24 protein-coding genes are annotated in these 25,180 nt (G+C 37.6%); 1 reads left to right on the forward strand and 23 read right to left on the reverse strand.

Translation table 11 applies throughout. From position 1 onward, the window contains the following. Positions 1-39: 39 nt before the first annotated feature. Positions 40-873 (reverse strand): diaminopimelate epimerase, encoded by an 834-nt coding sequence (dapF, locus tag F0Q01_RS08400; RefSeq protein ID WP_090154122.1) that lies wholly within the window; start codon positions 871-873, stop codon positions 40-42. Positions 874-1,032: 159 nt separating this feature from the next. Here dapF and F0Q01_RS08405 point away from each other — a divergent pair, with 159 nt between their 5' ends. Continuing rightward, a complete protein-coding gene (locus F0Q01_RS08405) occupies positions 1,033-1,890 on the forward strand; it encodes an AraC family transcriptional regulator (protein ID WP_090488120.1) in 858 nt (285 codons plus the stop codon). 32 nt (positions 1,891-1,922) lie between these two features. Here F0Q01_RS08405 and F0Q01_RS08410 read toward each other — a convergent pair whose 3' ends face one another. The 22 genes from F0Q01_RS08410 to F0Q01_RS08515 all read right to left on the reverse strand — a co-directional run bounded on the left by F0Q01_RS08410 (position 1,923) and on the right by F0Q01_RS08515 (position 25,172). After that, on the reverse strand, positions 1,923-2,960 hold the full coding sequence (locus F0Q01_RS08410) for an acyltransferase family protein (RefSeq protein WP_090488121.1): 1,038 nt from the start codon (positions 2,958-2,960) through the stop codon (positions 1,923-1,925). Between the two features lie 53 nt (positions 2,961-3,013). Next, positions 3,014-3,598, reverse strand: coding sequence for a hypothetical protein (locus F0Q01_RS08415; RefSeq protein ID WP_090488123.1), 585 nt, complete (start codon positions 3,596-3,598; stop codon positions 3,014-3,016). Next, on the reverse strand, positions 3,585-3,782 hold the full coding sequence (locus F0Q01_RS08420; protein WP_090488125.1) for a hypothetical protein: 198 nt from the start codon (positions 3,780-3,782) through the stop codon (positions 3,585-3,587). The genes F0Q01_RS08415 and F0Q01_RS08420 overlap by 14 nt, the downstream gene beginning before the upstream one ends. Positions 3,783-3,962: 180 nt before the next feature. Beyond that, on the reverse strand, positions 3,963-4,805 hold the full coding sequence (locus tag F0Q01_RS08425) for a DUF5688 family protein (protein ID WP_090488127.1): 843 nt from the start codon (positions 4,803-4,805) through the stop codon (positions 3,963-3,965). A gap of 293 nt (positions 4,806-5,098) precedes the next feature. Beyond that, entirely contained in the window at positions 5,099-5,893 is a 795-nt protein-coding gene (locus tag F0Q01_RS08430) for a class I SAM-dependent methyltransferase (protein WP_090488129.1), read from the reverse strand. Positions 5,894-5,990: 97 nt separating this feature from the next. Further along, positions 5,991-8,558 (reverse strand): preprotein translocase subunit SecA, encoded by a 2,568-nt coding sequence (gene secA, locus F0Q01_RS08435; protein ID WP_090488131.1) that lies wholly within the window; start codon positions 8,556-8,558, stop codon positions 5,991-5,993. Positions 8,559-8,643: 85 nt separating this feature from the next. After that, on the reverse strand, positions 8,644-9,786 hold the full coding sequence (locus tag F0Q01_RS08440; RefSeq protein WP_090488132.1) for a DUF6382 domain-containing protein: 1,143 nt from the start codon (positions 9,784-9,786) through the stop codon (positions 8,644-8,646). Between the two features lie 3 nt (positions 9,787-9,789). Then, entirely contained in the window at positions 9,790-9,996 is a 207-nt protein-coding gene (locus tag F0Q01_RS08445) for a hypothetical protein (protein WP_090154139.1), read from the reverse strand. After that, entirely contained in the window at positions 9,993-10,430 is a 438-nt protein-coding gene (locus tag F0Q01_RS08450) for a prepilin peptidase (RefSeq protein WP_090154141.1), read from the reverse strand. The genes F0Q01_RS08445 and F0Q01_RS08450 overlap by 4 nt, the downstream gene beginning before the upstream one ends. A 16-nt stretch (positions 10,431-10,446) precedes the next feature. Beyond that, positions 10,447-11,415: a TadE/TadG family type IV pilus assembly protein gene (locus F0Q01_RS08455; protein WP_143096649.1), complete on the reverse strand. Its 969-nt coding sequence runs from the start codon at positions 11,413-11,415 to the stop codon at positions 10,447-10,449. A gap of 23 nt (positions 11,416-11,438) precedes the next feature. Beyond that, positions 11,439-12,926 carry a DUF5702 domain-containing protein gene (locus F0Q01_RS08460; protein WP_090488136.1) on the reverse strand — a complete coding sequence of 496 codons (1,488 nt, stop codon included), beginning with the start codon at positions 12,924-12,926 and terminating at the stop codon, positions 11,439-11,441. Further along, positions 12,926-13,120, reverse strand: a complete 195-nt coding sequence (locus F0Q01_RS08465; protein ID WP_242941850.1) for a Flp1 family type IVb pilin — start codon at positions 13,118-13,120, stop codon at positions 12,926-12,928. The genes F0Q01_RS08460 and F0Q01_RS08465 overlap by 1 nt, the downstream gene beginning before the upstream one ends. 14 nt (positions 13,121-13,134) lie before the next feature. Beyond that, entirely contained in the window at positions 13,135-14,373 is a 1,239-nt protein-coding gene (locus tag F0Q01_RS08470; protein WP_090488138.1) for a type II secretion system F family protein, read from the reverse strand. Further along, on the reverse strand, positions 14,357-15,109 hold the full coding sequence (locus F0Q01_RS08475; RefSeq protein ID WP_090488140.1) for a type II secretion system F family protein: 753 nt from the start codon (positions 15,107-15,109) through the stop codon (positions 14,357-14,359). The genes F0Q01_RS08470 and F0Q01_RS08475 overlap by 17 nt, the downstream gene beginning before the upstream one ends. After that, positions 15,043-16,281: a CpaF family protein gene (locus F0Q01_RS08480; RefSeq protein WP_330388730.1), complete on the reverse strand. Its 1,239-nt coding sequence runs from the start codon at positions 16,279-16,281 to the stop codon at positions 15,043-15,045. The genes F0Q01_RS08475 and F0Q01_RS08480 overlap by 67 nt, the downstream gene beginning before the upstream one ends. Then, the gene (locus F0Q01_RS08485) at positions 16,250-17,239 is read right to left on the reverse strand and encodes a hypothetical protein (protein WP_090488144.1); all 990 of its coding nucleotides are present in this window, start codon (positions 17,237-17,239) and stop codon (positions 16,250-16,252) included. The genes F0Q01_RS08480 and F0Q01_RS08485 overlap by 32 nt, the downstream gene beginning before the upstream one ends. A gap of 12 nt (positions 17,240-17,251) precedes the next feature. Next, positions 17,252-17,710, reverse strand: coding sequence for an A24 family peptidase (locus F0Q01_RS08490; protein WP_163927202.1), 459 nt, complete (start codon positions 17,708-17,710; stop codon positions 17,252-17,254). 128 nt (positions 17,711-17,838) lie between these two features. Next, positions 17,839-18,315, reverse strand: coding sequence for a flagellar protein FliS (locus tag F0Q01_RS08495; protein WP_090152968.1), 477 nt, complete (start codon positions 18,313-18,315; stop codon positions 17,839-17,841). A 67-nt stretch (positions 18,316-18,382) separates the two neighbouring features. Then, positions 18,383-19,999: a flagellin gene (locus tag F0Q01_RS08500; RefSeq protein ID WP_090488147.1), complete on the reverse strand. Its 1,617-nt coding sequence runs from the start codon at positions 19,997-19,999 to the stop codon at positions 18,383-18,385. A gap of 166 nt (positions 20,000-20,165) precedes the next feature. Beyond that, complete coding sequence (locus F0Q01_RS08505; RefSeq protein WP_090488149.1) at positions 20,166-23,084, reverse strand: DUF6240 domain-containing protein; 2,919 nt, start codon at positions 23,082-23,084, stop codon at positions 20,166-20,168. Between the two features lie 728 nt (positions 23,085-23,812). Continuing rightward, positions 23,813-24,712 carry a M15 family metallopeptidase gene (locus F0Q01_RS08510; RefSeq protein ID WP_242941851.1) on the reverse strand — a complete coding sequence of 300 codons (900 nt, stop codon included), beginning with the start codon at positions 24,710-24,712 and terminating at the stop codon, positions 23,813-23,815. A 46-nt stretch (positions 24,713-24,758) separates the two neighbouring features. Beyond that, complete coding sequence (locus tag F0Q01_RS08515) at positions 24,759-25,172, reverse strand: EamA family transporter (RefSeq protein WP_090488151.1); 414 nt, start codon at positions 25,170-25,172, stop codon at positions 24,759-24,761. Positions 25,173-25,180: the final 8 nt, after the last annotated feature.

The following is a 25,180-nucleotide window of genomic DNA, read 5'->3' on the forward strand; positions in this document are numbered from 1 at the left end:
CTCCATTTTCCTACAGATATAATCTGATTGATTTACAATTTATAAATTAATTTCTCCTGAGAATACTTCTGTTGCAGGACCTGTCATAAATACATGATTTGTATCTCTGTCGTACTCAATAGTAAGGTCTCCACCGCGAAGATGTACTAAAACTTTATCCTCTGTTTTGTTGTTTAAAATACATGCCATAACACAAGCACATGTACCAGTTCCACATGCCCATGTCTCTGCTGAGCCTCTCTCCCAAACTCGCATATTAGCCTCTGTACGGCTGATAACCTGAACAAACTCAGTATTTGTTCTCTTTGGGAAGCGCTCATGACTCTCAAATAATGGGCCATATTTCTCAAGCTCAAAATGCTCTGTATCATCTACAAAAACTACTGCGTGTGGGTTGCCCATGGAAACACATGTCATGTTCCATGTCTTGCCGCCAACCTCAATAGGCGCATCAATCACCTTATCTCCATCAGCAACTACTGGAATCTCAGCTGGTGTAAGAATAGGCTCGCCCATATCAACTCTTACCTGCTCTACCTTGCCATTTTCAACAAATAGAGTAAGATACTTAACGCCTGCTCCTGATTCAACAGAAATCTCTGTCTTGTCTGTAAGCTTGTGGTCGTAAACATACTTTGCAACGCAACGAATACCATTGCCGCACATCTCTGCCTCTGAACCATCAGCATTATATATTCTCATTCTGAAATCAGCCTTGTCAGATGGGCCAATTGTAATCACTCCGTCTGAGCCAATTCCAAAATGTCTATCGCTAACCTTGATTGATACTGCTGCAGGGTCATCTACCTGCTCCTCAAACAGATTCACATAAACATAATCGTTACCACAGCCATGCATTTTTGTAAATTTCATAAGTAATATCCTTTCGGTGCTATACATAGTTTCCTAATCTAAATTCATTATACTAGGCACTTTTCGTTTTGTTAAGCCACCCTAGTGTTCAAAATATTGCAAATAGTGCTATCCGGTTTTATACTTTAATTAAATCAGAGTTATTAATAGAGGATATTTATGGCTGAGTACAATAAAAAAGGATATTTATATTCCAATTTCAAAATATTCCATCTAAAGGATTCCAATCTTGGAGAAATCGATTTTCATTATCACGATTTCCACAAGGTTCTAATTCACCTGTCTGGAAATGCCTCATACTCTATTGAGGGACAAAATTTTGATTTGCAGGCTGGTGATATTGTTTTTGTAAATGCAGGCGAAGTTCATAGACCTATCTTCCATGACAACTCAGTATATGAAAGAATCATCATTTACATTTCAAAGGAATTTTTGGCCGAATACACTAGAGATGATAATGATTTATCTTTGTGTTTTAAAAATGCAATGGAAAAAAATTCCCACGTACTTAGACTTCACTCCTTTAAAAATTCAAAGGTTGCTGCCTCTATTGGACAGTTAATAAATAATCTGGGAAAAGATGCCTATGCCAATGAGCTTTTTATGCAGGTCCTTTTTCTTGAGTTTATGGTGGAGCTTAATAGGGCTGCCATCAGCAATGAGGTTGAATATATTTCTACTAACTACGCTGGCACCAAAATCAACTCCATTATCCAATATATAAATGAAAATCTTACGTCTGATTTATCCGTAGACTCTCTAAGCGAGAAATTCTTTCTTTCCCGCTATTATCTAATGCACACCTTTAAGGCGGAAACCGGCTATACCATCGGAAACTATATCACTATCAAAAGACTGTCCCTGGCTCAGTCTTATATAGATGCCGGATTATCAATAGTAGAGGCTAGCCAGCAGTCTGGATTCGGCACCTACTCCACATTCTTAAGAGCATACAAAAAGACCTATGGCACCAGCCCTCGTAAAAAGGCTGAGTCACAGGCCTCACTTTCATTTTAATAATACGTATATGCGAATTGTCTATTCCGCATTTACGTGAATACCAGTTTCTTAATAAGATTTGTAATCCTTCTAACCACCTCTGCTAAAATAATGCTCAGGGCTAATATGATTACAAAATCTCTTACAAGATTTTCAGATACACCATTAATTGTAAAGTAGATTATTGCAAGCACATGGTGAACAAGAATTACGTACCAGCTTATACCTGATAGGTACTTTATTATCTTTGCTAATATCGCTCCCTCTTTCAGGTTAATATCCTTGAATGCAATCACCAAAGCTATGGACCAGATAAAGCATAATAGCTCTGCCTCACTCTCGGTGCAGGCAATTATTTGCTTTGTTGTAAAAAGGCTATCTGCAAGGTAAATGAATAAAATACCAATTGATAGAACAACGCTAATGATCTTTACAGCTTTTGATATCTGATTATCTATCAGCCATCCCTTCAGACACATTCCCACATAGAAATAGAATATTATAAATAAAGGATTTATGAATACTGACAGCTCAAATGGATTGATAAAGTTTGCTAGGATAACATAGGCTGCAAATAGCACACACAGTGTAAGATACTTAGCCTTTTTTATTAATATGGCCAGTAGTGGAAATAGCAAATAACAGATTACTATGCATGACATGAACCACTCGCCAATCAGATAATAATTTGGACTATATTTTACAGCTATCCCGTCTATTCCAAGTATCGTATATACGAATTTCCTCTTAGGAATATAATTCCATGGAGCCCATTTTAACAGCACAACTCCTATGCCCAGCATCAATATATATGCCACATAAAATGGAATATAAAGACTCTTAAATCTTCTAATATAATAGTCCTTTAGCTTCAGCTCACCCTCGCGATTATACATAAGGGCAAATCCAGAAATCAAAAACAAAAATATGCTCGCTGGCCTAGAGAGGATACTAAATAAAGCAAGTGATGAAAACACTCCATCACCTGTGCCACCTAGCCCCACATAACTGTCTGTCACATGATACAAAAAAATGAATACAATTCCTAATACTCTAAGTATATCCAGTCCTATAATTCGCTTCTTCATGATGCTCCCTTTAATAATTAGTCTTCTTTTTTCTGAGATTTATTTGTGGAATATTAGATTCTTTGATACATAAAAATACAGTCTTTATCATACGCCGGACGTATTCTATTATGCATTTTATTTTCTTGTTCTTCACTTAATCTCACAAAATCAAAGGCCCCATGATAATAAGATAGAAGTTTATCTTTTGGTAATGCAAAAATATAAATAATGCGCACACCTATTAATTTTGCGGTTTCTCCGATTATAGGTTTAATTATATTTTCAAATATAACCTTACCTATCCCCTTTGTCTTAGGATGTTTTTGTCGATAATGCTTGCTAATTGCAAAATTTGATATCTCAACGCCAGGAATCGAATCAAAAGAGTCTTCATTTTCCAACGTGTTATCAAGAGCAACAAATCCTGCACGTAGTGAAAAATATGCTACTAGTTCATCCGTCGCCTTCACACGTATTAGATATGAACGGTCTAGGTTAGTATCTTCATGTATATAAGAATTAAATCTTATAAATTTTTCTACGCCTATACCTTCTTTGTTTACTACTGAAAATTTCTTTATTTCATTCACATCTGCATCGCTTAGATGTGTACAATATAAATGTTTAGTTTCAATTACTGCATTACGCCTTTCCATTATATTCTGCTGCGAAAATTTTATCTTCTAATTCTTCAGCTTCTTTCTTGCGCTTTTCATAATCAGGTTTTGGCGTATTCATAATTGTCATAAGAATGTCTTTTCCAATTTCTTTTGGCAAAGAACCAATATTAGGCTTGTTATAACGAATTACGTTTGTATTTGCCATTATAGCACCTCTCATTTCCGCTCTCCTCATTGTTTTATACAGAGGAAGTTGTCACTTGCTTACCTATGATTGTTTTCAGTGATAAGGCCTTATTTTTCTCCTTTTTGTCCTTTAATTATACCATGGTTTCAACATCAAAAAAAGCGAAGTGCACTTCCCGTTACAAAGTAAATGCAAACTCATTTATCCTGTAGTCTATGCTATTTTAGATATTCCACTTTTATCCAATAAATAAACAGAGTCTGTCAGTTTTTCTTCTATTTTTACCTCGGTAGCATTGATTTCCATCACAAGTTGCTTAAGGTTTTCTGCATTTATTCGCTCATCATATGGGATAAGAATAATTTCGTGGATACTACATGGTATTACATAGCATTCTTTGCTTATACTTGTTCCTAACTCCTGGATTAAATCTGTAATTAATACGGAGGAGCCTTGTATTTTATCCTTAGATGTCACTACATACATATCCGGTCCATCTTGACAGCTAAACTCCTCTTCATAATTTACCCCAGTCATGTCCTCGATTGTCTGGAAAAGTGTTTTCATTTGATAGTCTCTATTTGATTTTGCAATTTCGTATAATTCACTTTCTTCGATTCCTGCCTCCTCAAGCATCCCTTTTCTTAAAAGAATTGAGCCGATTTGATTGTTGTCCGGATGATACATTATCACCCTATAAACAATGGCCATATCTAAAAATGGTCTGTAAACTACTTCCTCGTCCTCTAAGATGACATTGTCTTTTGAAATCATGCAAGCCCTAAGATGATTTAAAATGTATTCTCTAGATGTAATTTCATCTACATCAAAAACAGGTGTCTTAACCTGCGATGCAGCTTTAATCGTCTCTAATAATTCTTCGAATGAATTGCAATCATCCGCATAAACAGTAGGACATACACTTTTATCTCCTTCCTTTGGAATAATTGTTAGTGCCTGCTTTTCGATATTATTCTTTTTTACTCGTCCCTCTTTGACATAAAAATCCTCTAATTCATCATTTATTCTATTTAATAATTCTTTTGTAATTTCCATTTTAATAACTCCTCATAACTCATTTTTTTCTAAATTAGAGTTTTGCTTTGCAAAACTCCAGCAGTGCGAGCTGGCAATTGCTGTAAGCAATTAAATTCATCTGCCAGCGAGACACATCTTTCAAGCACAGCTTGTTTTTACTTAATAGGATATTACAAAGTAATTTCCTATTAAGTAAAAAAGGGTATCAAAAACCAAGGTCCTTATTTCAAGGACCCTAGATTAATTTTTTAATTGAAATTTGGGAAATCATGAGGGGAATCCCCTCTTCGGCGAATAACCGAAAGACAGTATTATTTTTTAAGGATATCTACTGTATGAGCAGATGCTCCTAGTAAATCTTCTCTTTCACAAACAGTCATCTGGTAGTTGATAAACTGCTTGAATTGCTCCTCTGTAAGTGCATTTACCTCTCGGCGCATATGGTTGGCAGGACCATCTGGAGAAATAATCTGCATACGCTGAAGCTCCGCAGCCTGATTAAGTGCTGCAATATCCTCCGTGCGCATAAACATATATAAATCATCCTCAGCAGGTCTCACATGAAATGTGTCATCTAGCTTGCCATCAGCGATGTTCTCAAGAACATGACCTTCCTTAATACCGTATGTTAAGAATGCATACTCATTCATAACATAAGCTACAAGAATATACCCACCAGGCCTTGTAACACGCTTGGCTTCTAAAAGTGCCTGAAGCTGCTCTTCACTAGTCTTCAGATGATACATTGGACCAAACAGTAGTGTTAAATCAAAGCTATTGTCTTCAAAACGCTTAAGCTTTAGGGCGTTGCCCTGGTATGCTTTCACGCCAGTACCCTTGGACTTTAGCATTCCAAGATTGTGCTTAACTAGCTCTACAGCTGTGACGTCATAACCCTCTTGCCACAATGGAATACTGTAGCCGCCTGTGGCTGCACCTATATCCAATATTTTAATATCGGATTTATCTAATGAATTCTCAGAGGCAAGCAAGTCCAAATACTTATGAACATACTTCATAGTCACAGTGAATTCCATGATACCATGGCGACTGTTTAGACGCTTGTCCTCATTGAATTTATTGTAATATTCTTCTAAATTTGTCATATTATTTTAACACGGGAAGTCAGCGCTATTATAATTGCTCTACGGGCAAAGTGGGCGCCGACATAGCACTAAGAAATCTTCCCTAAAGGGCCCCTTCTTAGTGCCTTCCACAACACTGCTTATACTTCAATCCACTTCCACATGGGCATGGATCGTTAGGGAAGACCTTTTTCTCGACACGCTTCTTTGGTGCACGAGTTGCTGATTCATCCTTGTTAGTTCCTGTAACCTTAGCTACTTCCTCACGCTCTACCTTCTTCTCAATACGGATTCTGTAAAGCATCATAAGTGTATCGTTGATAATAGATGCATTCATAGCATCAAGCATGTCATAGCTGGCTGCCTTGTACTCATCAACTGGGTTTCTATTACCATATGCCTGAAGACGGATACCCTGACGAAGCTGTTCCATATCGTCGATTTCTTCCATCCACTTACGGTCAATAACTCTAAGAAGAATTACACGCTCAACCTCTCTAAACTGCTCTGGCTGATCGAATTCCTTTTCCTTGTCATCGTACATCTTAAGTGCAATCTCAGTAAGCTTATCCTTAAGCTCCTTCTTACTCTTAATGTTTCCGATTGAAAGCTGTGTCATAACAGGAACTGGAATTACTGGGCAAAGGAGATGATTAAGCTCTGGAAGCTCCCAAAGCTCCTTCTCCACATCATCTGGGATAGTCTTTTCAACGCACTCGTCAACCTTGTCACGAATCATGCCAAGAATCTGGTCGTGCATATCCTCTCCCATAAGAACTCTATGACGCTGAGCATAGATAAGCTCTCTCTGCTCATTCATAACCTGATCATAATCAAGAAGGTTCTTACGTGCTGAGAAGTTGTTCTCCTCAATCTTCTTCTGAGCCTTTTCGATTGCATCTGAAAGCATCTTATGCTTAATCTGCTCACCCTCAGGAATACCAAGAGCATTGAACATTGTAATAAGTCTCTCTGAACCGAAGAGTCTCATGAGATCATCTTCAAGTGAGATGAAGAACTGTGACTCACCGACATCTCCCTGACGACCTGAACGTCCACGGAGCTGGTTATCAATACGACGAGACTCATGACGCTCTGTACCGATGATCTTAAGACCACCTGCTGCACGTGCTTCCTCGTCAAGCTTAATATCTGTACCACGGCCGGCCATGTTAGTAGCGATGGTAACTGCACCATGCTTACCAGCCTCAGCAACAATCTCAGCTTCCTTCTCATGGAACTTAGCATTAAGTACGTTGTGCTCGATTCCCTCCTTGCGAAGCATCTTAGAAACAAGCTCTGAAATATCAATATCAATTGTACCTACAAGTACTGGCTGTCCCTTGTCGTGAGCTGCCTTAACTTCCTCAACAACTGCCTTGTACTTTTCAGCCTTTGTCTTATAAACTGCATCGTCATGGTCGATACGCTGAACTGGTCTATTAGTAGGAACCTCTACAACGTCCATACCATAAATATCACGGAACTCCTGCTCCTCTGTAAGAGCAGTACCTGTCATACCAGCCTTCTTATCGTACTTGTTAAAGAAATTCTGGAATGTGATGCTAGCAAGAGTCATTGACTCTCTCTTAACCTCAACCTTTTCCTTAGCCTCGATAGCTTGATGTAAACCATCAGAGTATCTACGACCTGGCATGATACGACCTGTAAATGAATCGACAATCATAACCTGTCCGTCTGATACAACATAATCCTGATCCTTAAACATAAGATTGTGAGCACGAAGTGCGAGGATAATGTTGTGCTGAATCTCAAGATTCTCTGGATCTGCTAAGTTCTCAATGTGGAAGAACTGCTCTACCTTTTCAACACCCTGTGCTGTAAGGTTAACTACCTTGTCTTTTTCATCTACGATGAAATCACCAGTCTCATTTCTCTCAACGCCCATGATGGCATCCATCTTAGAGAATTCTGGAAGATCCTCACCACGCTTTAACTGACGAGCGAGAACATCACAAAGCTCGTAAAGCTTAGTAGACTTGCCAGACTGACCAGAAATAATAAGTGGTGTACGAGCCTCATCGATAAGAACTGAGTCAACCTCATCGATGATACAGTAGTGAAGGCCTCTCTGAACAAGATCCTTCTCATATACGCACATATTGTCACGAAGATAATCAAAACCAAGCTCGTTGTTAGTAATGTATGTAATATCACAATTGTAAGCGGCCTGACGCTCTTCCTTTGTCATGTCATTTAAAACTACACCTACAGTAAGACCGAGGAAACGATGAACCTCACCCATCCACTCAGCATCACGCTTAGCAAGGTAATCATTAACTGTGACGATGTGTACGCCCTTACCCTCAAGCGCATTTAAATATGCTGGAAGTGTAGAAACAAGAGTCTTACCCTCACCAGTACGCATCTCAGCGATACGGCCCTGATGAAGAATAATACCACCGATGAGCTGTACTCTAAAATGCTCCATACCAAGTGCACGCTTACCTGCCTCACGGACAGTAGCATATGCCTCTGGTAAAAGATCATCCAAAGTCTCACCATTAGCAAGGCGCTCCTTAAACTCTGCTGTCTTGCCACGGAGCTCCTCATCGGAAAGCTTTCCCATTTCTTCCTTGTATGATTCTATCTTATCCACGATAGGCTTAATTCTCTTAAGCTCTCTCTCGGAATGTGTTCCAAATACCTTGTCAATAAATCCCATTTCCATATCTCCTAACTAATTATGGGTACAAACACCCGAAACTTAGAATATTGTACCAAATTAGGAGGCTGATAACAACATGGGGCTACATAAACACAAAGGATACATCGGCGAATCTGATTACATCCATGGACTTTAATTTTACTTTCTCTTTGTAATTTAAAATGCCACCTTGGATATAACTTCCGTTTAATGAATTCATATCCTCAAGAAAATACTCTCCGTTCTCACGGTATATCTTGGCATGGGAGGAACTCACTGCTTTTGAATTCAATATTGCATCATTGGTTTTAGAGCTACCAATTCTAAAAATATCCTTTGTAATGATGTAATCATCCTCTGCTCCATCTCTGCCATCGTAAACCAGTTTCCCAGCTGGCTTACTATCTTTTAACAATACTGTCTTTTCTTCGATTTCTGTATCTGGTTCTATAATAAAGTCCTCAAATTTCAGTGATTTTGATATGGCAGATTCACCTTTTTTCTCCAATAATCCTTTTATGCCATCAAATATGTTTAGCGATAAAAGTCTTCCACCTAATGTTTTCTTCTTCTTTTTCTCATAATAGTCATATAGGCTTTCACTGGAATCTTCAAAATAATCTTCTATTTTATTGTCCTCTAGGTCTTCATCAAAACCATCATCAAATTCAATTTTATTAACTACAATCTCAGGCTGTTCCTCTGAATTGCTCTGCAGGTAATCTAACACCTCCTCAAGGGTGTAGTCTTCCTTAAGACAAATATCGTATATAGCATAGATATGCTCCGCTTTTTTTCTGTCTCCTCCCTGCAAATTCGAAACGATATGTTCCATCAAAACCCGAAATTGCTGCTGAATAGTTCCATTATCCTTCGGATAGTAACATAATGATAATCTCTCTCCGGCATTTGTTTTCTCTAGAAAAATAGTATCTTTTTCAAGGAAAATATGGCTTTCATCTATCAGATATTTTTCCAATTCTGATAATCCAATCTGCAGACTGAGCACTATTTTTTCAATCGCCTCTAAAGAGTAATCTCTAGTTTCCAAATAATCCTGTAGATTTTCTTTTCGGCTAATATTGTATTTATACTGTGTTGTTCCATCGATTTCTATAATTGAATATTCAAGCAAAATGGATATGTCATTTGAATCTATCATCTTTGTTTCATATTCAACAGCATTAGCCTCATCAATAATTGTCATGAAACTATCGTTGTGTTTTCTTATATATTTAATTTCCATAACTCAATCCCTAATTGCATTAATTACATCCATGGCAGCTTCTTTTAGTCTAAACATTCGCACCGCATCATAATTTTCTCCGGCCTGAGCTACGTAATTAATGCTCTCTTTAAACAATTCATAGGCAAGTGCTACAGCAAGTCCAAATAATATCAGGCTCACACTAATTATTACTGTAGCCTCTACCGTATAACTCCCTTTTAGTTTCATATAATCAAGCTCCCAAAACTATGAATTCCATACATCAATAGAAATCCGCTCAGCAAAAATGGTACAAATGGTATTTCATAGCTGCTATCCTTTTTTAACTTTTTGATTTTAATCAATCCGTAAATAAGTGCTAGAAATGAACTTATCCAAATCAGTATTAAAACATCAATAAATCCAAGATATAAGCCACTTACCATTATGATAAAGCAATCTCCTTTACCAATTTTTTCTTTTGTAAGTATGCTGAAAATATATAGAACTATTCCAACCAGAAGGCCGCATATAATACTTTCAACCGATTTAACCGGCCAAATGACATTTACAATTATTCCAAGTATTCCAAATACTATAATTTCAAGTATTCGCACCTGCTTTGTTCTTATATCATCAAACGCGGTCAATCCATAGAAAATAATCAAACCAATTTCTCGCATAATAACTCCTATTCCATCAATGAGTCTGGCCACATTTACTACATGGCCTCATACTATCTTTTACTTCTTCGTATAACACCTTTTTTATGTTATGTTTTATTTCTGTACAATTTGGGTCATTATGAAAAGCTGTTCCATAATCTGTTAAAAATACAAATCCATTTGGTTTTACATTTTTGCAGCGCTTGCATTCATAATAGATTGCTCCACCATTATTTCTTCTGCTGACCAAATCTCCCATTGGAACTCTATGTACTGAAGGTCTTAAATATGTACAATTCATGCTAGAGTGATAAACCTCTCCATGATCAGTTATATATACATAAAGGCCATCTGTAGTGTTTTCTGCTTTCGAGTATCCTACCCACTTTCGATTTCTTGCCCTTTGAGAAACATCAAAAGAAAAGTCACCCAGCAATCCAACAGGGAATGTCATTGTATAGGTTACTTTTAAATCAATATAATTTCCTTCTACATTACTTTCAAAAAAGTTAAATCCAAGGGCACCGCCATCCACAAACTCAACCGGTACTTTATTACTTGAAATATTAGCTTGGGCATATCCTATCGCAGCTACTTTCATCCCTTCACTAGTAAGAAAACTACCCAAGGTTGCATCATCAGGATTAATCTCTACATCCTTATCTGATTCGCCCTCATTGGATATATTCCCAAGGGTAATTGCCATCATTCTACTTGCCGTATCTATCGAATGCTGAACGCCGCTTTGTACTTGAAGCAGCCTAAAAATAAACATTCCAAAGACCATCAATGTGATAAATAAAGGCATTATTACTGCTGCCTCTATTGTGTAACTAGCTTTTTGAAAGGAGGCATAAAAAGGCATCTCTTTAGAATTTATATTACATATAGGCGATTTGAATTTTTTTGATATGATTTTGAAAATTGAAGTGTTGCCAATTGGCGGCCGGCATACACTCTTATTTGAATTATGGGGAATAGTTTTTCTGATTTTTAGAGACACCTTTTTACACCTCCTTTCTATGATTAGTAAGACAAATATTTTTTCTTTGAAATGAAATATCCTTTTGTACTCTCAGCTTGATTAAACATCGATAAAAACATTTCTTCAGATGTGAAACTTAATGTCATATCTGCTGCATAAAGCATGTTGTCCATTTTTACACTTTTATAATCTTCTGTATGACCCAGTGCATTTTCCATGACATCAAGCGCTCTCATTCCAAGGGTTGATTCACTTCTAATTGCCAAAAATGCCATAAGATATTCCTTGTAGCCAATGCCTGTGTCACTCTCTTTTGCTTTCGTATTTACATCTGCTATGGTCGATAAATGATATACATCTGAACTCCACTGATCTAGATTTTTCATGATTGGAATTTTTCCTCCTGACAGGAGAGTTCTAACATCCATGGTGCTTTCTGCGTAAGCCCATGCGGCAATAATTCCGTATTTGACAGCTTGTATTATCCCCTCATTAAGGGTAAATCCTGCCAATATATGCGCTATTGCATCTGCCTGATTCTCAAGGGACGGTGTCCGCAATATAGTCATATAATTTGTAGCTTCCCTGATAAGTAAAATCTGTTCAACAACAGAAGCTAAATTTTGCACATCAGATTTATTTCCAGCAATCAAATATTCAAGCTCATACTGCATACCATCATGCTTTAGATTATTTGTATAGCAGCTGTAGTTGGTTAATAGATAATCTATAAATAAAGCTTTATCCACTAGCCCATTGCTCTCTGTTATTTCCATTGACCCTGCATTTAAACTTCTATGAGAAGGAAGTTGGTCCGTATTTATTTCATAATCCGACATACTGTCTTCCGAAATAACTGTAACTAAAATACCCTTTGAAAATGCTTCACGAATTGTGTTGAAGGCATCAAACGGGTCATCTTCTACACTTCCTGGGCTTGGAATATCATCTGGATCTGTATCTGGGTCATCATCTTCTGCTGCCCTTCTTTTTGCTTCAGCATTTGCAGCTCTAGCACCATCTAACTGATTTTTGCTGGACTTAGCATTGTCCTCTACAGGCACTTTCTCTATTCCATTTATCTCATCTACATTTGCTTTATAGGCATCTATTAATTGAGATGGTATTCCATAGCCTGCAGCTTTTGCCCCAAGGGCCACTACCACCTGACCATTTCCATCAGTCAAAAGACCGTAGCTTGAAGCTTCGCAACCATTAACCATCAGTCTTGCGTAGTTATTTCCCTGGTCAATATTTGAGTTCACTTGACAATAATCAGCAGTTTTAGTTTCAAATATTCCCGGTCCTAGATTATCTGTTCCATAACCCAAATCAATTGCCAGTATTTTGTAATTAGTCCATAAATATGGGTTGTATTCTGAGAAAGCGCTCTCAACTGCCATGTCAGTATATTCCTGCGCCATAGAATCAATAGATACAAATCTAATACATTCAGACATTGTAAACAGAAGGGTCATAACAGAAACTAATATTAACGATAAAAAAACTGTAAGTGATCCCTTAGCCACTATACTTTTCCAGCCTGAGAATTAATCTTGTCAAAAATTGTATTAACTAACGAAGTAAGCTGGCTCTTAAAAATGAGTACTAATCCGATAAGTACCACCAGAATCAAAATCATCTCTACTGTTCCGATTCCATCCTCTTCTTCAATAAAATTCCAAATTCTATTCTTAATTTTCATTAAATAAAAGTTCTTCATTTCTTTCCTCTCCTTTAGATATTTATCTGCAATACAGCAGGCACCACTAAAATTACAATTACGATAAAAAGCATTCCTGCCATGGGAATCAAAAGTTTAGTAGATGCTTCCTCGCCTGCTCGTATAGCCCTTTGTTTTCTTAGTTCAAAAGCATTTTGCTGCTCCTTTTCAAGACAATCTATCAAATCTTTTGAGCCTTTTCTGAGATTCTGGCTGAGAAGCATTGAAAGCTTTCGATAGTTTTTGCTTTCGCATTTCATTCCCAGTTCTTCAATGGCCTGTATCTCGCTTAACCCATCAGACATTCTTCTGTAGGTAATTACCATTTGTTCAAATCCTGGACGTATTTCAGTTTTTCCAGCCCTGACATTGTTTGTATACTTCAGTACAATTCTTTCTAACGCCTTCCTGAAACTCATACCTGCGCCCATCAAAATTGATAACTCACTAACTATCATTGGGTAGTCCATATCCATATCCGCAATACTCTTTTCTTTTTCCTTCTTAGCATCGCGTTTTTTGCCAATTGATAAAGCACCTACACATACAAAACCAAGAATTATCAACTGTAGTCCTCGATAATCCATCTTTCTACTCCACTTTATATCCATGGTTTCCACCTTGGTTGGAAGTATAAGATTATCGTCTTCCATAGTCTTTTCATCTTGATTTTTTACTGCTTTTTCGATTGCGTTTAACTGGCCTTCTAATGTATCCATTCCCTTTGGTACCACCACTACACAGAAGCTGTATATTTGCTCCCTGTCCTGGCAATACATTATGGCTGTGAGAGTCACAAGCTGACCTTCCTCCGGAATCTTTTCTTTGTCTAAAATCCCTTCTGCTGAAATATATCCGTAGACATCAAAATTCCACTCTACTTCCACAAGACCATTTGCATATGTATCTCTCAGATTCAAGTTATCTGATACCCTATCAGCGGATTTATTCTTACCTAAATATGTTTTGTCAATTTCCTTTACTGCATCACTAAATGCCTTTTCTATGTCCTTTTCCTTAAGTCCCTTGGCTGATACCTCTAAGGTGACTTCTTGGTTTTGATCAAGAAACTCTACCTCTAGACTCTCATTCACCTTTGGCCCTCCAGATTCATTTCTTGGAATTATCCCTGCAAAATCTTTTTTGGCGCTTTTGTAGTCATAGAGCAAAATCAAAACTCCAACAATCACAACAATTGTCAAAATGATTTTTGTGTTAATCGGCTGTGATTTATTATTAGACTTTGATATCAATTATTTTTCCTCCCATAACTATCAGTGCCCCATAAATAAATAGGCAAATTGTCATCAAGATAACTCCTAGCAAATTGCCATATAATGGCGCAATAAATCCTCTTGAAGTTAATGATATATACGCCAATATTCCCATTGGCATTACGCTCATAACTTTTAGTTCTAAACGCTTTTCAGTGGTTATGGTTTGTATCTCTTCTTTTACTGCCAGATTTTCTTCTATCTTAATTGCAGTATCCCTAATATTTTTTCCATAATCTCCACCGCTTCTTTTTGCAAAGGATATAATTTCTGCCAGGCTTACAGCTTCCTCCAGCTCAATGGTTTCCGCTAATTCTGAAAAAGCTTTTTCTACTTGTATATTCATTGCAATCTTTTGATTCATAACATGAATTGGATTAATGATTGCTGAATTTTTGGGATATAAACGTAATAGTTCTTTTTCTGATTGCTTTAACGCTTTTTCCAATGAATAACCAGTCTGCAAAGCTGTAACAATAAGCATCATGTACTCTTTAAATTCAACTGATACCCTAGCTTTTTCTTCCATTTCATATTTTCCCTGACAGAGTTTTAGCCAAAATGGAACCACCACTACACCTACTATTAGTCCAAAAATAGATTTATAAAAAAGGAAAGCTATAACTATAGTGATAAGAAACCCTTGGCCTATTCCAGTGATAGACCTCTTGCTGATAGCTTGTCTGTGTGAATCAGTTTTCCCACTTTTTCCCATTCACCAACAATCCTCCCTTCCTTTTCTCCATTTTCTTTAAACCTGTACAGTGTATTTAATCTAATCTCATTATTCTCAATTCCTTCTACTTCTGATATCTCAAGCAGCTTTCTGCTCTTATCTCTAAGTCGCCCCAGCTGAACAATAATATCGATACCTGATGCAATTTGCTGTCTGATTGCAGGAAGAGGGATTTCGGCCCCCATAAGGACCATGGTCTCTAGTCTAGATAACATGTCTTTGCAGGAATTACTATGTCCGGTAGAACAGCTTCCATCGTGGCCAGTGTTAAATGCTTGTAGCATCTCAAGTGCCTCTGCACCTCTGCACTCTCCAACAATAATTCTGTCTGGGCGCATTCTAAGTGATGACTTAAGCAAGTCTCTAATGCTTATCTCATTTTTCCCTTCCAGATTTGCGTTACGAGCTTCAAGTCTTACTAGATTCTCAACCTTTTTGAGCTGAAGCTCAGCAGAATCTTCAATTGTAATCACTCGCTCATCAGAAGGAATGAATTCTCCTAATGCATTGAGGAATGAGGTCTTACCACTGCCAGTGCCACCCGACACAAAAATATTGTATTTTGCCTTAACAAGCTTTTCTAAAAACTCAATTTGTTCCCTTGATATTGATCCAAACTCCTGAAGCTTTGCCATAGTCATCTGCTCCTTAGGAAATTTTCTGATTGAAATAATCGGATAATCCACAGCGGCTGGCTTTAACACAATATTTACTCGGGAGCCATCACTTAATCTTGTATCCACTATTGGATTAGATTCATTTACTATCTTGTTGCTGTTTGCAACTATATTTTGAATAATGTCATTTAGCTTTTCTTCAGATGAAAACTTCTCCTTCGAATGGATAACCTTGCCCTTTTTTTCTATAAAAATATTATCCGGGCCATTTATCATAATTTCTGTTATCTCTTCATCCATCAGTAAATCTTCTAGTACATCCAGTTTTCTCAAGGAATTAAAGACATGATTTTCAATATACTGTCTTTCCTTAAGAGAAAGGGGTGTAGTTTTCGATTTTAGGATTATTTTTTCCTGTATTATTCGAAGAATTTCTTCATCACTTACGTCATAAGACAAATCAATTTCATCCATTGTTTGTCTTCGTATTTCTTCTTCTAAACTATCCACACATTTTAATTTCATTTTTTCCATTAGCATTCATCATCTTTTTCACAAACACTCCCAAATTGCCCTGCAACAATTCCTCTATGTGATATGCACCATCAGACAAATTTCCTGCAGACATAGGCAAAATTACTTCCTCTATATCCACATTCGCCTCAAGTTTTTCCAAATAATCAAAGAATTGCTCCTGGGCTCTTTTGAAATAATCTCCCGATTTTCCTAGCACATATAGCTTGTTAAAGCTGTCAATAAATTTGGAAAATCCATTTATTGTCCTTCCAAATAAAACTATAATCTGGTCATAGTTTTCTTTAAGAAGTGCATTGAAAAAATCTCTCCAAGTGTCCTCATCAATTTCACTTATCTCATTTGGATTAGTAAAAGGCTCAACATAGTCAAATCCCATAAAACTCTGTACATATTTAGATAAATCAAAAGCATTTGAATTAGTATTAATTTCGTATAGAAGATCCATCAGATTAAAGCTATTGTTACTTCCTATTAGGGAAGTCAAAATAGAAATCTCCTCAAGATCTATGAATAAAACCTTTCCATAGGTTCTATATGATTGACACAGTGCCATTGCAAATGGCAACTGCAGTTCATGAGTAACAGGCGAGTAAATAGCTGTTACATTAGATTTTTCATTAGATTTTTTAATACTAGCTTTTGTATCTCTCAAACCAGGAATTCTATTAAATATCTTTTCTACTGATTGATATTTAAAAATATAGTTATCCTGCTCTAATTCTTGATTCTCACATAGGAAATATTTTTCCTTTAAGAGCCCCTTAGGTCTAAAGCTCATTATCTCTTTAAATTCTTCAGACATAATTGCGATATCATAATCGTTTTCATCTGAATAAAAACTCTCTGGGGTTGTAAATATATGTACCCCGACTTTTGAGCGCTCCATAAGAAAAGAAGCGAATTTGAGAATGTAATCTGTGCATGAATCGCACAGTGCTATTTCCAAATTTTTCATATTAACCTCCATCTATCCCTGTTTGTATTGCAGTAAAAAAAATGCAGCCGCAATATAGTAAGAATAGTGAAGTTTTCTTTTTACTATATGCCCATTTTTTATACAAAGCCCTATCGCTATGACTCCAGCAATCATAACCGAGTATATAAATGTAGTAACTAGATCCGCTGCCCCCACCATCGTAGACATAACAGAAAATAGTTTCACATCACCCGCACCTAATCCCCTTACTACAGTCAGCAGAGAAAGTAGAAGGATTGGCCAAATTGCTTTTGTAATAAAAATGGCAACTCCCATTATCTGATAGCTATGTATATTTAGAAGTAATCCTCCTATATAGCCAAGTATAATAAGCTCATTTGGAATCTTGTAATCCCTGGCGTCAAATAAACAACCAGTGGTAAGAATGCTCCAAATCAGGAATGTGCTGATTTTTCTCACCTCCATTTCGGGGAGAATTATAAATTCCACCTGGGAAAAAATACAGAGCATTTCTCGCTATATTTATTTTTGTTATTTTTGACTATTTGAAATTTTGTTAGTTATGCATAAAAAAAGACTCCCGAACGAGTCGAGAGTCATGAAATATCAATATTACTTTATGCCCAAAAGCCTCTACTAGCTTGGTTGCCCATCAAACTTTCGTTTAATGTGCCTTTTCCATAGGTAATACCTGCTATAACCTTTTGTGTATTGCCCATTAGTGGCTTGGATTTGTCCTGCTCTGCTAGCTGTTCAAACGCATCGCCCAGTTCATCCATCACCTTTTTAGCTTCTTTCAATCCGTCTGAGTTAGCTTTATAAATGGATTTTGCTACATTTCGCTGTACGTAATCGTAGAGCGCGTACAGATTTCCGCTTACCTTGTATTCAAAATTTAAATCTTTCTGGAGGTGACTGACAACCTCGGCACATTTTTTTGTTGCCTCAATTGCACTGTCTACATTCCCAGCCTTAAAATCGTCAATGGCATCTTTTTCATATTCTTCATAAATGTCATAAAGAATTGAAATCAAGCCACATCCATTGCTCGAAGCAATTTTTAAGGTAAAAGCTGAAATCTTATCTCTGTTCATTCACTATCACTCCTAATAAAACTAGCTCTTTGTCGTCGCCCCATCGGGCTAATGACGCTATAAAATCTTACTGAAGAAGCTGTAAAGCTAATTGTGGAAGCTCATTTGCCTGTGCCAGTGCAGATACACCTGCCTGCTCAAGTACATTTAACTTAGTGTATTCCACCATTGTTGTAGCCATATCGGCATCTTCTATTCTTGAAATCGCTGAGGTCATATTTTCCGCAGTGGCATCAAGAGATTTTGTTGTATGATCAAGACGATTCTCGTATGCACCAAGCTGTGAGCGAACTGCTGTTACATAGCTAAGCGCGTCTCCGAGAGCGTCCATCGCATCCTCTGGTCCTTTTGCTCTAGTCACATCCACATCGTCTATGTACATAAACTGTGTTGTTACTGCTGCAATTCTGACCTTCATCTGCTGGCCCTCATTAGCACCGACCTGAAGTGCCATTGAACCGATGTCAGTAACATTTAATGTGACATTTCCTGTGTATCCATCATCTGCAAAGAACGACATTTCAAAGCCCTTTGTATCTGTGATGATTACACGTCTACCTTCAGTCTTGTATGTTGCCTGCTTACCAAATTCTGTGTCGATAAGCTTTCCGGTGTCATCTACATCACCCTTTTTAAAGAGTGTCATCTTGGCATCAGTTCCTGTTCCCAAGAACTTTGGAATAGTATTTCCGCCCTCATCCTTTGCCAAAACATTCTCATCAAATCCGAGAGCCTTCGCAAATTCCACGCTAGAAAAATCGATTTCTAACTCTGCATTATCACCATATTTATATGATGAAATTGAAAGTCCATCTGGATCGTCAAAATCAGAAATAACTGCTCCGCCCTTTTCACATGCCATTCTCAACTGCCCATATACCATTTCACCAGATGAGCCCTGTGCAAACTCCATTGGGTATCCATTTATAGCAATTGAGCCTGATAATCCAAGACCATTTTTAGTACCAGTACTTGTTGTAACTGTTGTTGCACCAGAATAGTCTCTAGTCACTGTTTCCCAAGTTGTCTGGTCAATGAAATCCTTGTAATTAAATGCTGTAAGCCCTGGAACATTAACAGTTGTTGTAGTCTCGATTTTCTTAAAAGTATTATCGAAGTTCTCCACAACTGTTCCTGCTGTTGTAGCGTTTATTGTAGTCTTTGCTCTAAGAGCTGCCTGTGTGATCTTAAGCTGATAGATACCAGATGGAACATCATTTGATGTGGCAATTCTAGTAACATCATTTCCATATGTTCTACAATCTAGTGATCCATCTAAAAGAGTTATTGTATTAAATTCTGTTGTCGCTGCGACTCTATCGATTTCATCTAGAAGAGATTCTATTTCTTTCTGAATAGCCTCTCGCTCAGAATCAGAGTTAGTTCCATTTGCTGCCTGAACAGATAATTCTCTCATTCTCTGAATCATATCTGTTACTTCGTTTAAAGCACCTTCAGCTGTCTGGAGAACCGAAATACCATCGGAACCATTTGTCGAAGCCTGATTTAAACCATCTATCTGAGCCTGCATTTTGCCCGCAATAGCAATACCAGATGGGTCATCTGATGCGTGGTTAATACTAAAACCAGAGCTTAATTTTTCCATTACGTCTGAAAGGGAACTCTCAGTACCAAGAAGTTGATTATTGGTAATCACCGCTGACATGTTATTGTTAATTCGCATATGCTGCCTCCTAATAGCCGTAAAACAAGTCTAGCATCCGTGCGGTGTTTTTTTGAAATTGTATAGGTCTTCCATGTCCTTACACAAATATTATCGGAGGGATACATCCAAACTTAACCAAGCTTTTGTATGTTTTCCGATTAAAATTTTTTGTCCATTAAAATGGCTACATAAACATCTCACTCATTACTTTTATGTAGCCTCTGGCAATGCCATAAAGGGCTTCTGTCTGGATTTCATTGTCACGTTTTTCCTCCACCTGGAAGTTGCCAAGCTGCCAATTATACACGTCTGTCACGCTGACACCCTCTACTCTTGTAAATGAAAAACTAAATGAAAATCCTGTCTCCTGCTGCATTGTATTTGCAATCATAGGAGCCTGCGTTGCAAACATTTCTCTAGTCTGTGCACTCTCGCATTCTACGTTTGCTTTTACCTCTCCTGCCTCATATCTAAATGTGGTAGAGATTGTTCCTGTTGACTGAAGATAAAGAGCCATCTTAATAAGTCCAGACTCTCCACTTCCTCTGACAATTCGCAGGTTCATATTGCCAGCTTCATCAGCCACCATAATAGGAATATGATATGTCTCTCCACTGTTTGCCATCTCTCTGATAGCCTTTGACTGCTGCACAACCAGCTTCATGGAATCCATATCGATAGTGCGTACATCTTCCATTTCTATCATTTTCTTCATGACATTTTCTGCAAGTGTGCCAAGGGCCTCCTCAGCCTCCGCCATCTCCTCAGGAGTATGGCAAGCATCAGAAAATCTCTGGTATGCCAAATCAATCAAATCCTGAATATCCATATCCTGCTGCTTAGCTGCTCTGCCATACAAATCTTTAATGACTGTGTTGCTATCCTGCATCAAAGCCTGAACAGCAGAAATCATATTTGCAGAATTTGGTATATTAAACTGCTCCAAAATATTTTCTACATTAGCGCTGCTTGACATAGCTTGCTTAAGCTGGCTTGTAATGTACTCATTGTACTGGACCTCAGCCTGAGCCTCAGCTTCTGAAGTAGTCTGCTCCATAGCTGTTGCAAACTCATCAGGATTCATATCAAGAATTTCTTCCTGTCCTACCTGATGCATCTTAGCAGGAGTCATAGCCTCCTTTGCATCGCGACATCTATTAGTAAGGAATACCTTTTCTATCTGCTCTGTGATAGATAAATCCTTTACAACCATTTCATCTAAGGAACCGAATTTATCATTGATCTCATAATCCCGTCCTGTATGCTTGCTAGAGCGTACTGCTGTCATAAGATTTCTGAGTGTAACCTCTGTTCCCTGACTAATAAGAGCGCCAATTGCTGCCCCATCAGATTTTTCTACTTGATGAAGAAGTCTATATACTCCTACAAATGCATCTCGCTCTTCTTCAGTAATATCACCACTGTGCTGAGCCTTCCAAAGGAATTTTGCAAATCCCTCTTCGTCTGATGTGCTTCCAGTTTCTGCCTTAATATTTTCTGCAGTTTCCTTCAGCTCATTCATAGTCATATCAAGAGGATTATTGCCTCGCTTTATCATCTCAGCTACTACTGCTGGAGTCATGCTCTTAAATGTTCTAGCTACCAACTCTGTAGATGCCTTCATTGATGTAACAGACTCAGCTGTAATTTCCATTTCATTATATGCAAGTACTCTAACAGCCTTTTGGCTAGATTCAGTCACTTCAATACTAAGGTCATCTAAAATGTCATCTACATTTCTAAATGCCTTGTTAATGTTGTCACCAAGGTCTGCTCGTACCTCTGTTCCAACTGCCTCATAAGTCATCTCCATACGTGAGTACTCAGCAGTAACAGATACGCTGACCTGATGTACATAGGAGAATGTTTCCATTCCAATATTTGAGAATCTTCCAAAGACTGCTGCAGGGGCAGACTGAATCTCTGCCATGTTATTCATTACTTCTTTGAAAAGATTTACATTGGAATTTGTTGCTTCCTTATTCTCTGCCTTCATAAGAATTTGAAGGAGATTTGTCTCCTGAAGTTTTAATTTATCAAGTAAATCAGACAGGTCATTAGTATTTACACTTATACCATTTTTCATCATGGTAAAAGTAGCCTCTACTGTCATTGTAAGTTGAATCTCAGTAAGCTGTCTTTGAGCAGTAATAGTAGGTAGCTGATTTACATCCATTCCCATTACTTCTGCAAAAGTCTTCTTAGCCTGATCCATGAGAGAATAACCAGGAATAAGATATGCATCCTGTGGCTCTTTTCCCTCTGCTATTATGTCAGATATCGCATTTACGATATTTGCTTCCTCTGGCTTTTCATACTCGCTAAGCTGTGCCATGTATTCAAGATGCTCCTTTGTAACAGGAACATCTTGCTTCATCATGGTCGCCACCATCTCTTTCAATTCAGCTGGTGACATTGGTCTTTGCGCAGACTCTGATTGTTCACTCTCTATCTCTTCTATAAGTGAATCTAACTTATCGCCTAGTTTTTCAAGAAGACCAATAATGTCCTCTTCTGTTTCTTCTGCCACTGGATTAGCAGGTGCAGAATATGTTGCATTATATATATTAGTAATTGTTGGCTCTAATTCATTCTTTACAAGATAAGCCTGAGCTTCAACTGGAAGTGTATCCCCAAGACCATTTGTCATCTCTACTGCCTGAGAAATTGAACCCGACATTGCCTCAATCTCAGCCTTTGAAAGACCACCCATTTTAGAGATATCTGCCCCAGCCTTAGCTAGATTCATCTTTATTTCATCCACTACAGTAACTAGTGTCTCTGGCTCCATGTCCATAGGGTCATGTCCATCTTCTCTAGTTTTAGCTGTTGCCTCTTCATCCCAAGTGCGCTCTACATTTTTTACTGCATTAACTGTAGACATGCCAAGAGCTGATGCCTCGTTCATATCCTTTACGAACTCCTCATCAGTCATCTTTCCCTTATTATCATAAAATGCATTATCTACACTAAGAGCTCTAAGCTCCTTATTATTATTTGCTTTGTTATCGTCCTTGATACCGCTGGTTCCCACGGCCAATAATTGGTCGCCTGTACCTTCTGTTTTGATGTAATCCTTTACCTTGAGTCCTTCTATTTGCATATAGTTCCTCCAGGGTATTTAAATCATCAGATAATTCCTCTGACAACATATATGTCGGACGTTTTTCTAAAATATTTACTCGGAGTTTTCTATCTGACTTTTCGCTTATGACCCCTTTCGTATGCAAATAGCGGACTTTCTACCGCTCTCTTTTACCAATTTATATTGTAAAATTCTTTTTTCTGCTCATTATCCCTCTAAAAATTTTTCAGAATCCAAAACCTACGGGTATTTTTTAAAAATCGCGATTTGCACCGTAGCTTTTCGGTCCTAAAATTTTTCATTTACGGTTTTTTTCTCTTTTTTTCTAAAATACCCGTAATCGGGTTTCTTCAAACTAAGTTAGTCTACGGGTTTATTTACACTTTCCGAAAAATCCCCGTAGCCTTCAAAAATTCCCTACGGTGCAAATTCCAAAAATTAAATTTTACCCGTAGGTTTTCGATTCTGGCTTTTTTGAATTCCTCTGGACTACGGGTATAAAATGAATATTTGAAATATCCCCGTAAATCCCCATCAACTTTTCCCCACAACATATAATATGTTGCACTATAAGACATTTAGCAAAACAAATAACGACATATCAGCTATTACATCTATCCACATGTCTACCAATTCCTGACAATCATTAACTGCAACAACTCAACATACAAAAAGGAGACGGCAAAAGCCGTCTCCCACGAATCAACCTCTAGAACAATTTGGTTTGCCCCACTTCCTAGAACCATTTATTTATACAAAGTCTTCACTACAGAGTCTGGTACTTCAAAATGCTGGTAGTCCTTTGAACTCTTCCAGCTTCCTCCCCATTCAAAACCATGGGCTATAAAAAGCTTGTATGCCAAATCATCTTCATCTATTTTGTAATCAAAGTCCTTGCTCCGATCCACATAGTCTGCTGCATTGGCAGGCTCTATGCTAAGCTTGCCATTAACTGTTTTAACATATGGATTGTAAAGTGTGTTTATATCCATTGCTAGGCCGTAGCCATGTTTTGAAATCTTAGTAGTATAGCTTATGTATCTAAAATTAAAGCTAGAAGAATTATTATCTGCCATAGATGCCTCATCATCTGCATCGTACTCATCCACCAGCTTAATCTTTTCTATAGGATACTTTGCCTCGTATAGCTCCTCAAATATCTCAAGCAAATCATCTGCTATATACTTATTGCAAATAATCTCTCCATCATGACTCTTCCCATCAAATCCTACATGCAAAACATGTAAATATCTCAAATCTGACAAAGGAACTGTACAGTTATCCTTGTAGGACTTTCCTTTTATTCTTGTAAAAATCTCGCTTTCCTCTGTAAATTCTACTGCGTAAAAATTAGCCTTATCCTTAACGTCTGCAGTATTCATGATTGTCTCTCCTTTTTTTGCTACTGGAAGTACTTGTGTATTATTAACCTGAGGACTAGCATCCTCCACCCCATCTACGGTTTTACTCACTGTACTCTCCCTATCGATTTCCGTTCTAGCATGCACGCTGCCATCTCTGCCGGTGATTCCTTTAAAACAAATCACTATCAAAATAACAACTATTGCTACTCCAACCGCCTTGAGATGTACTCTTTTACCTTTTATAAATCTTTTTAACAAATTATCTAGCTTTAGTTTTAACATTGTTTGCTTCCTTTAAATCTATCTTCTAGGAAAGAACTCCTGTCTCTTACAAAACCATAAACAAGGTACCTACGCCAATCAATACGCACCCTATTAATGACTTAATTGTAAATTGCTCGTGTAAAAAAATAAATGCCAAAATCAGAGTGATTACCACACTCAACTTATCAATAGGCACTACCTTTGATGCCTCTCCTGTCTGTAATGCTCTGTAGTAACATAGCCAAGAAGCTCCAGTAGCAAGTCCAGATAATATCAAAAATATCCAGCTCTTACGGCTGATTGAACCAAGACCGCTTTGTACATTGGTCATAAAAACTATTCCCCAAGCCATAATAACTACCACTACTGTACGTATTGCAGTTGCCAAATTAGAGTTAACGCCTTCAATTCCTACTTTTGCAAGTATTGAAGTAAGTGCCGCAAATACTGCAGATAAAAAAGCAAATACTAACCACATAAGAACCC

The sequence above is a fragment of the Pseudobutyrivibrio xylanivorans genome, assembly GCF_010906925.1.
GTDB lineage: Bacteria > Bacillota > Clostridia > Lachnospirales > Lachnospiraceae > Pseudobutyrivibrio.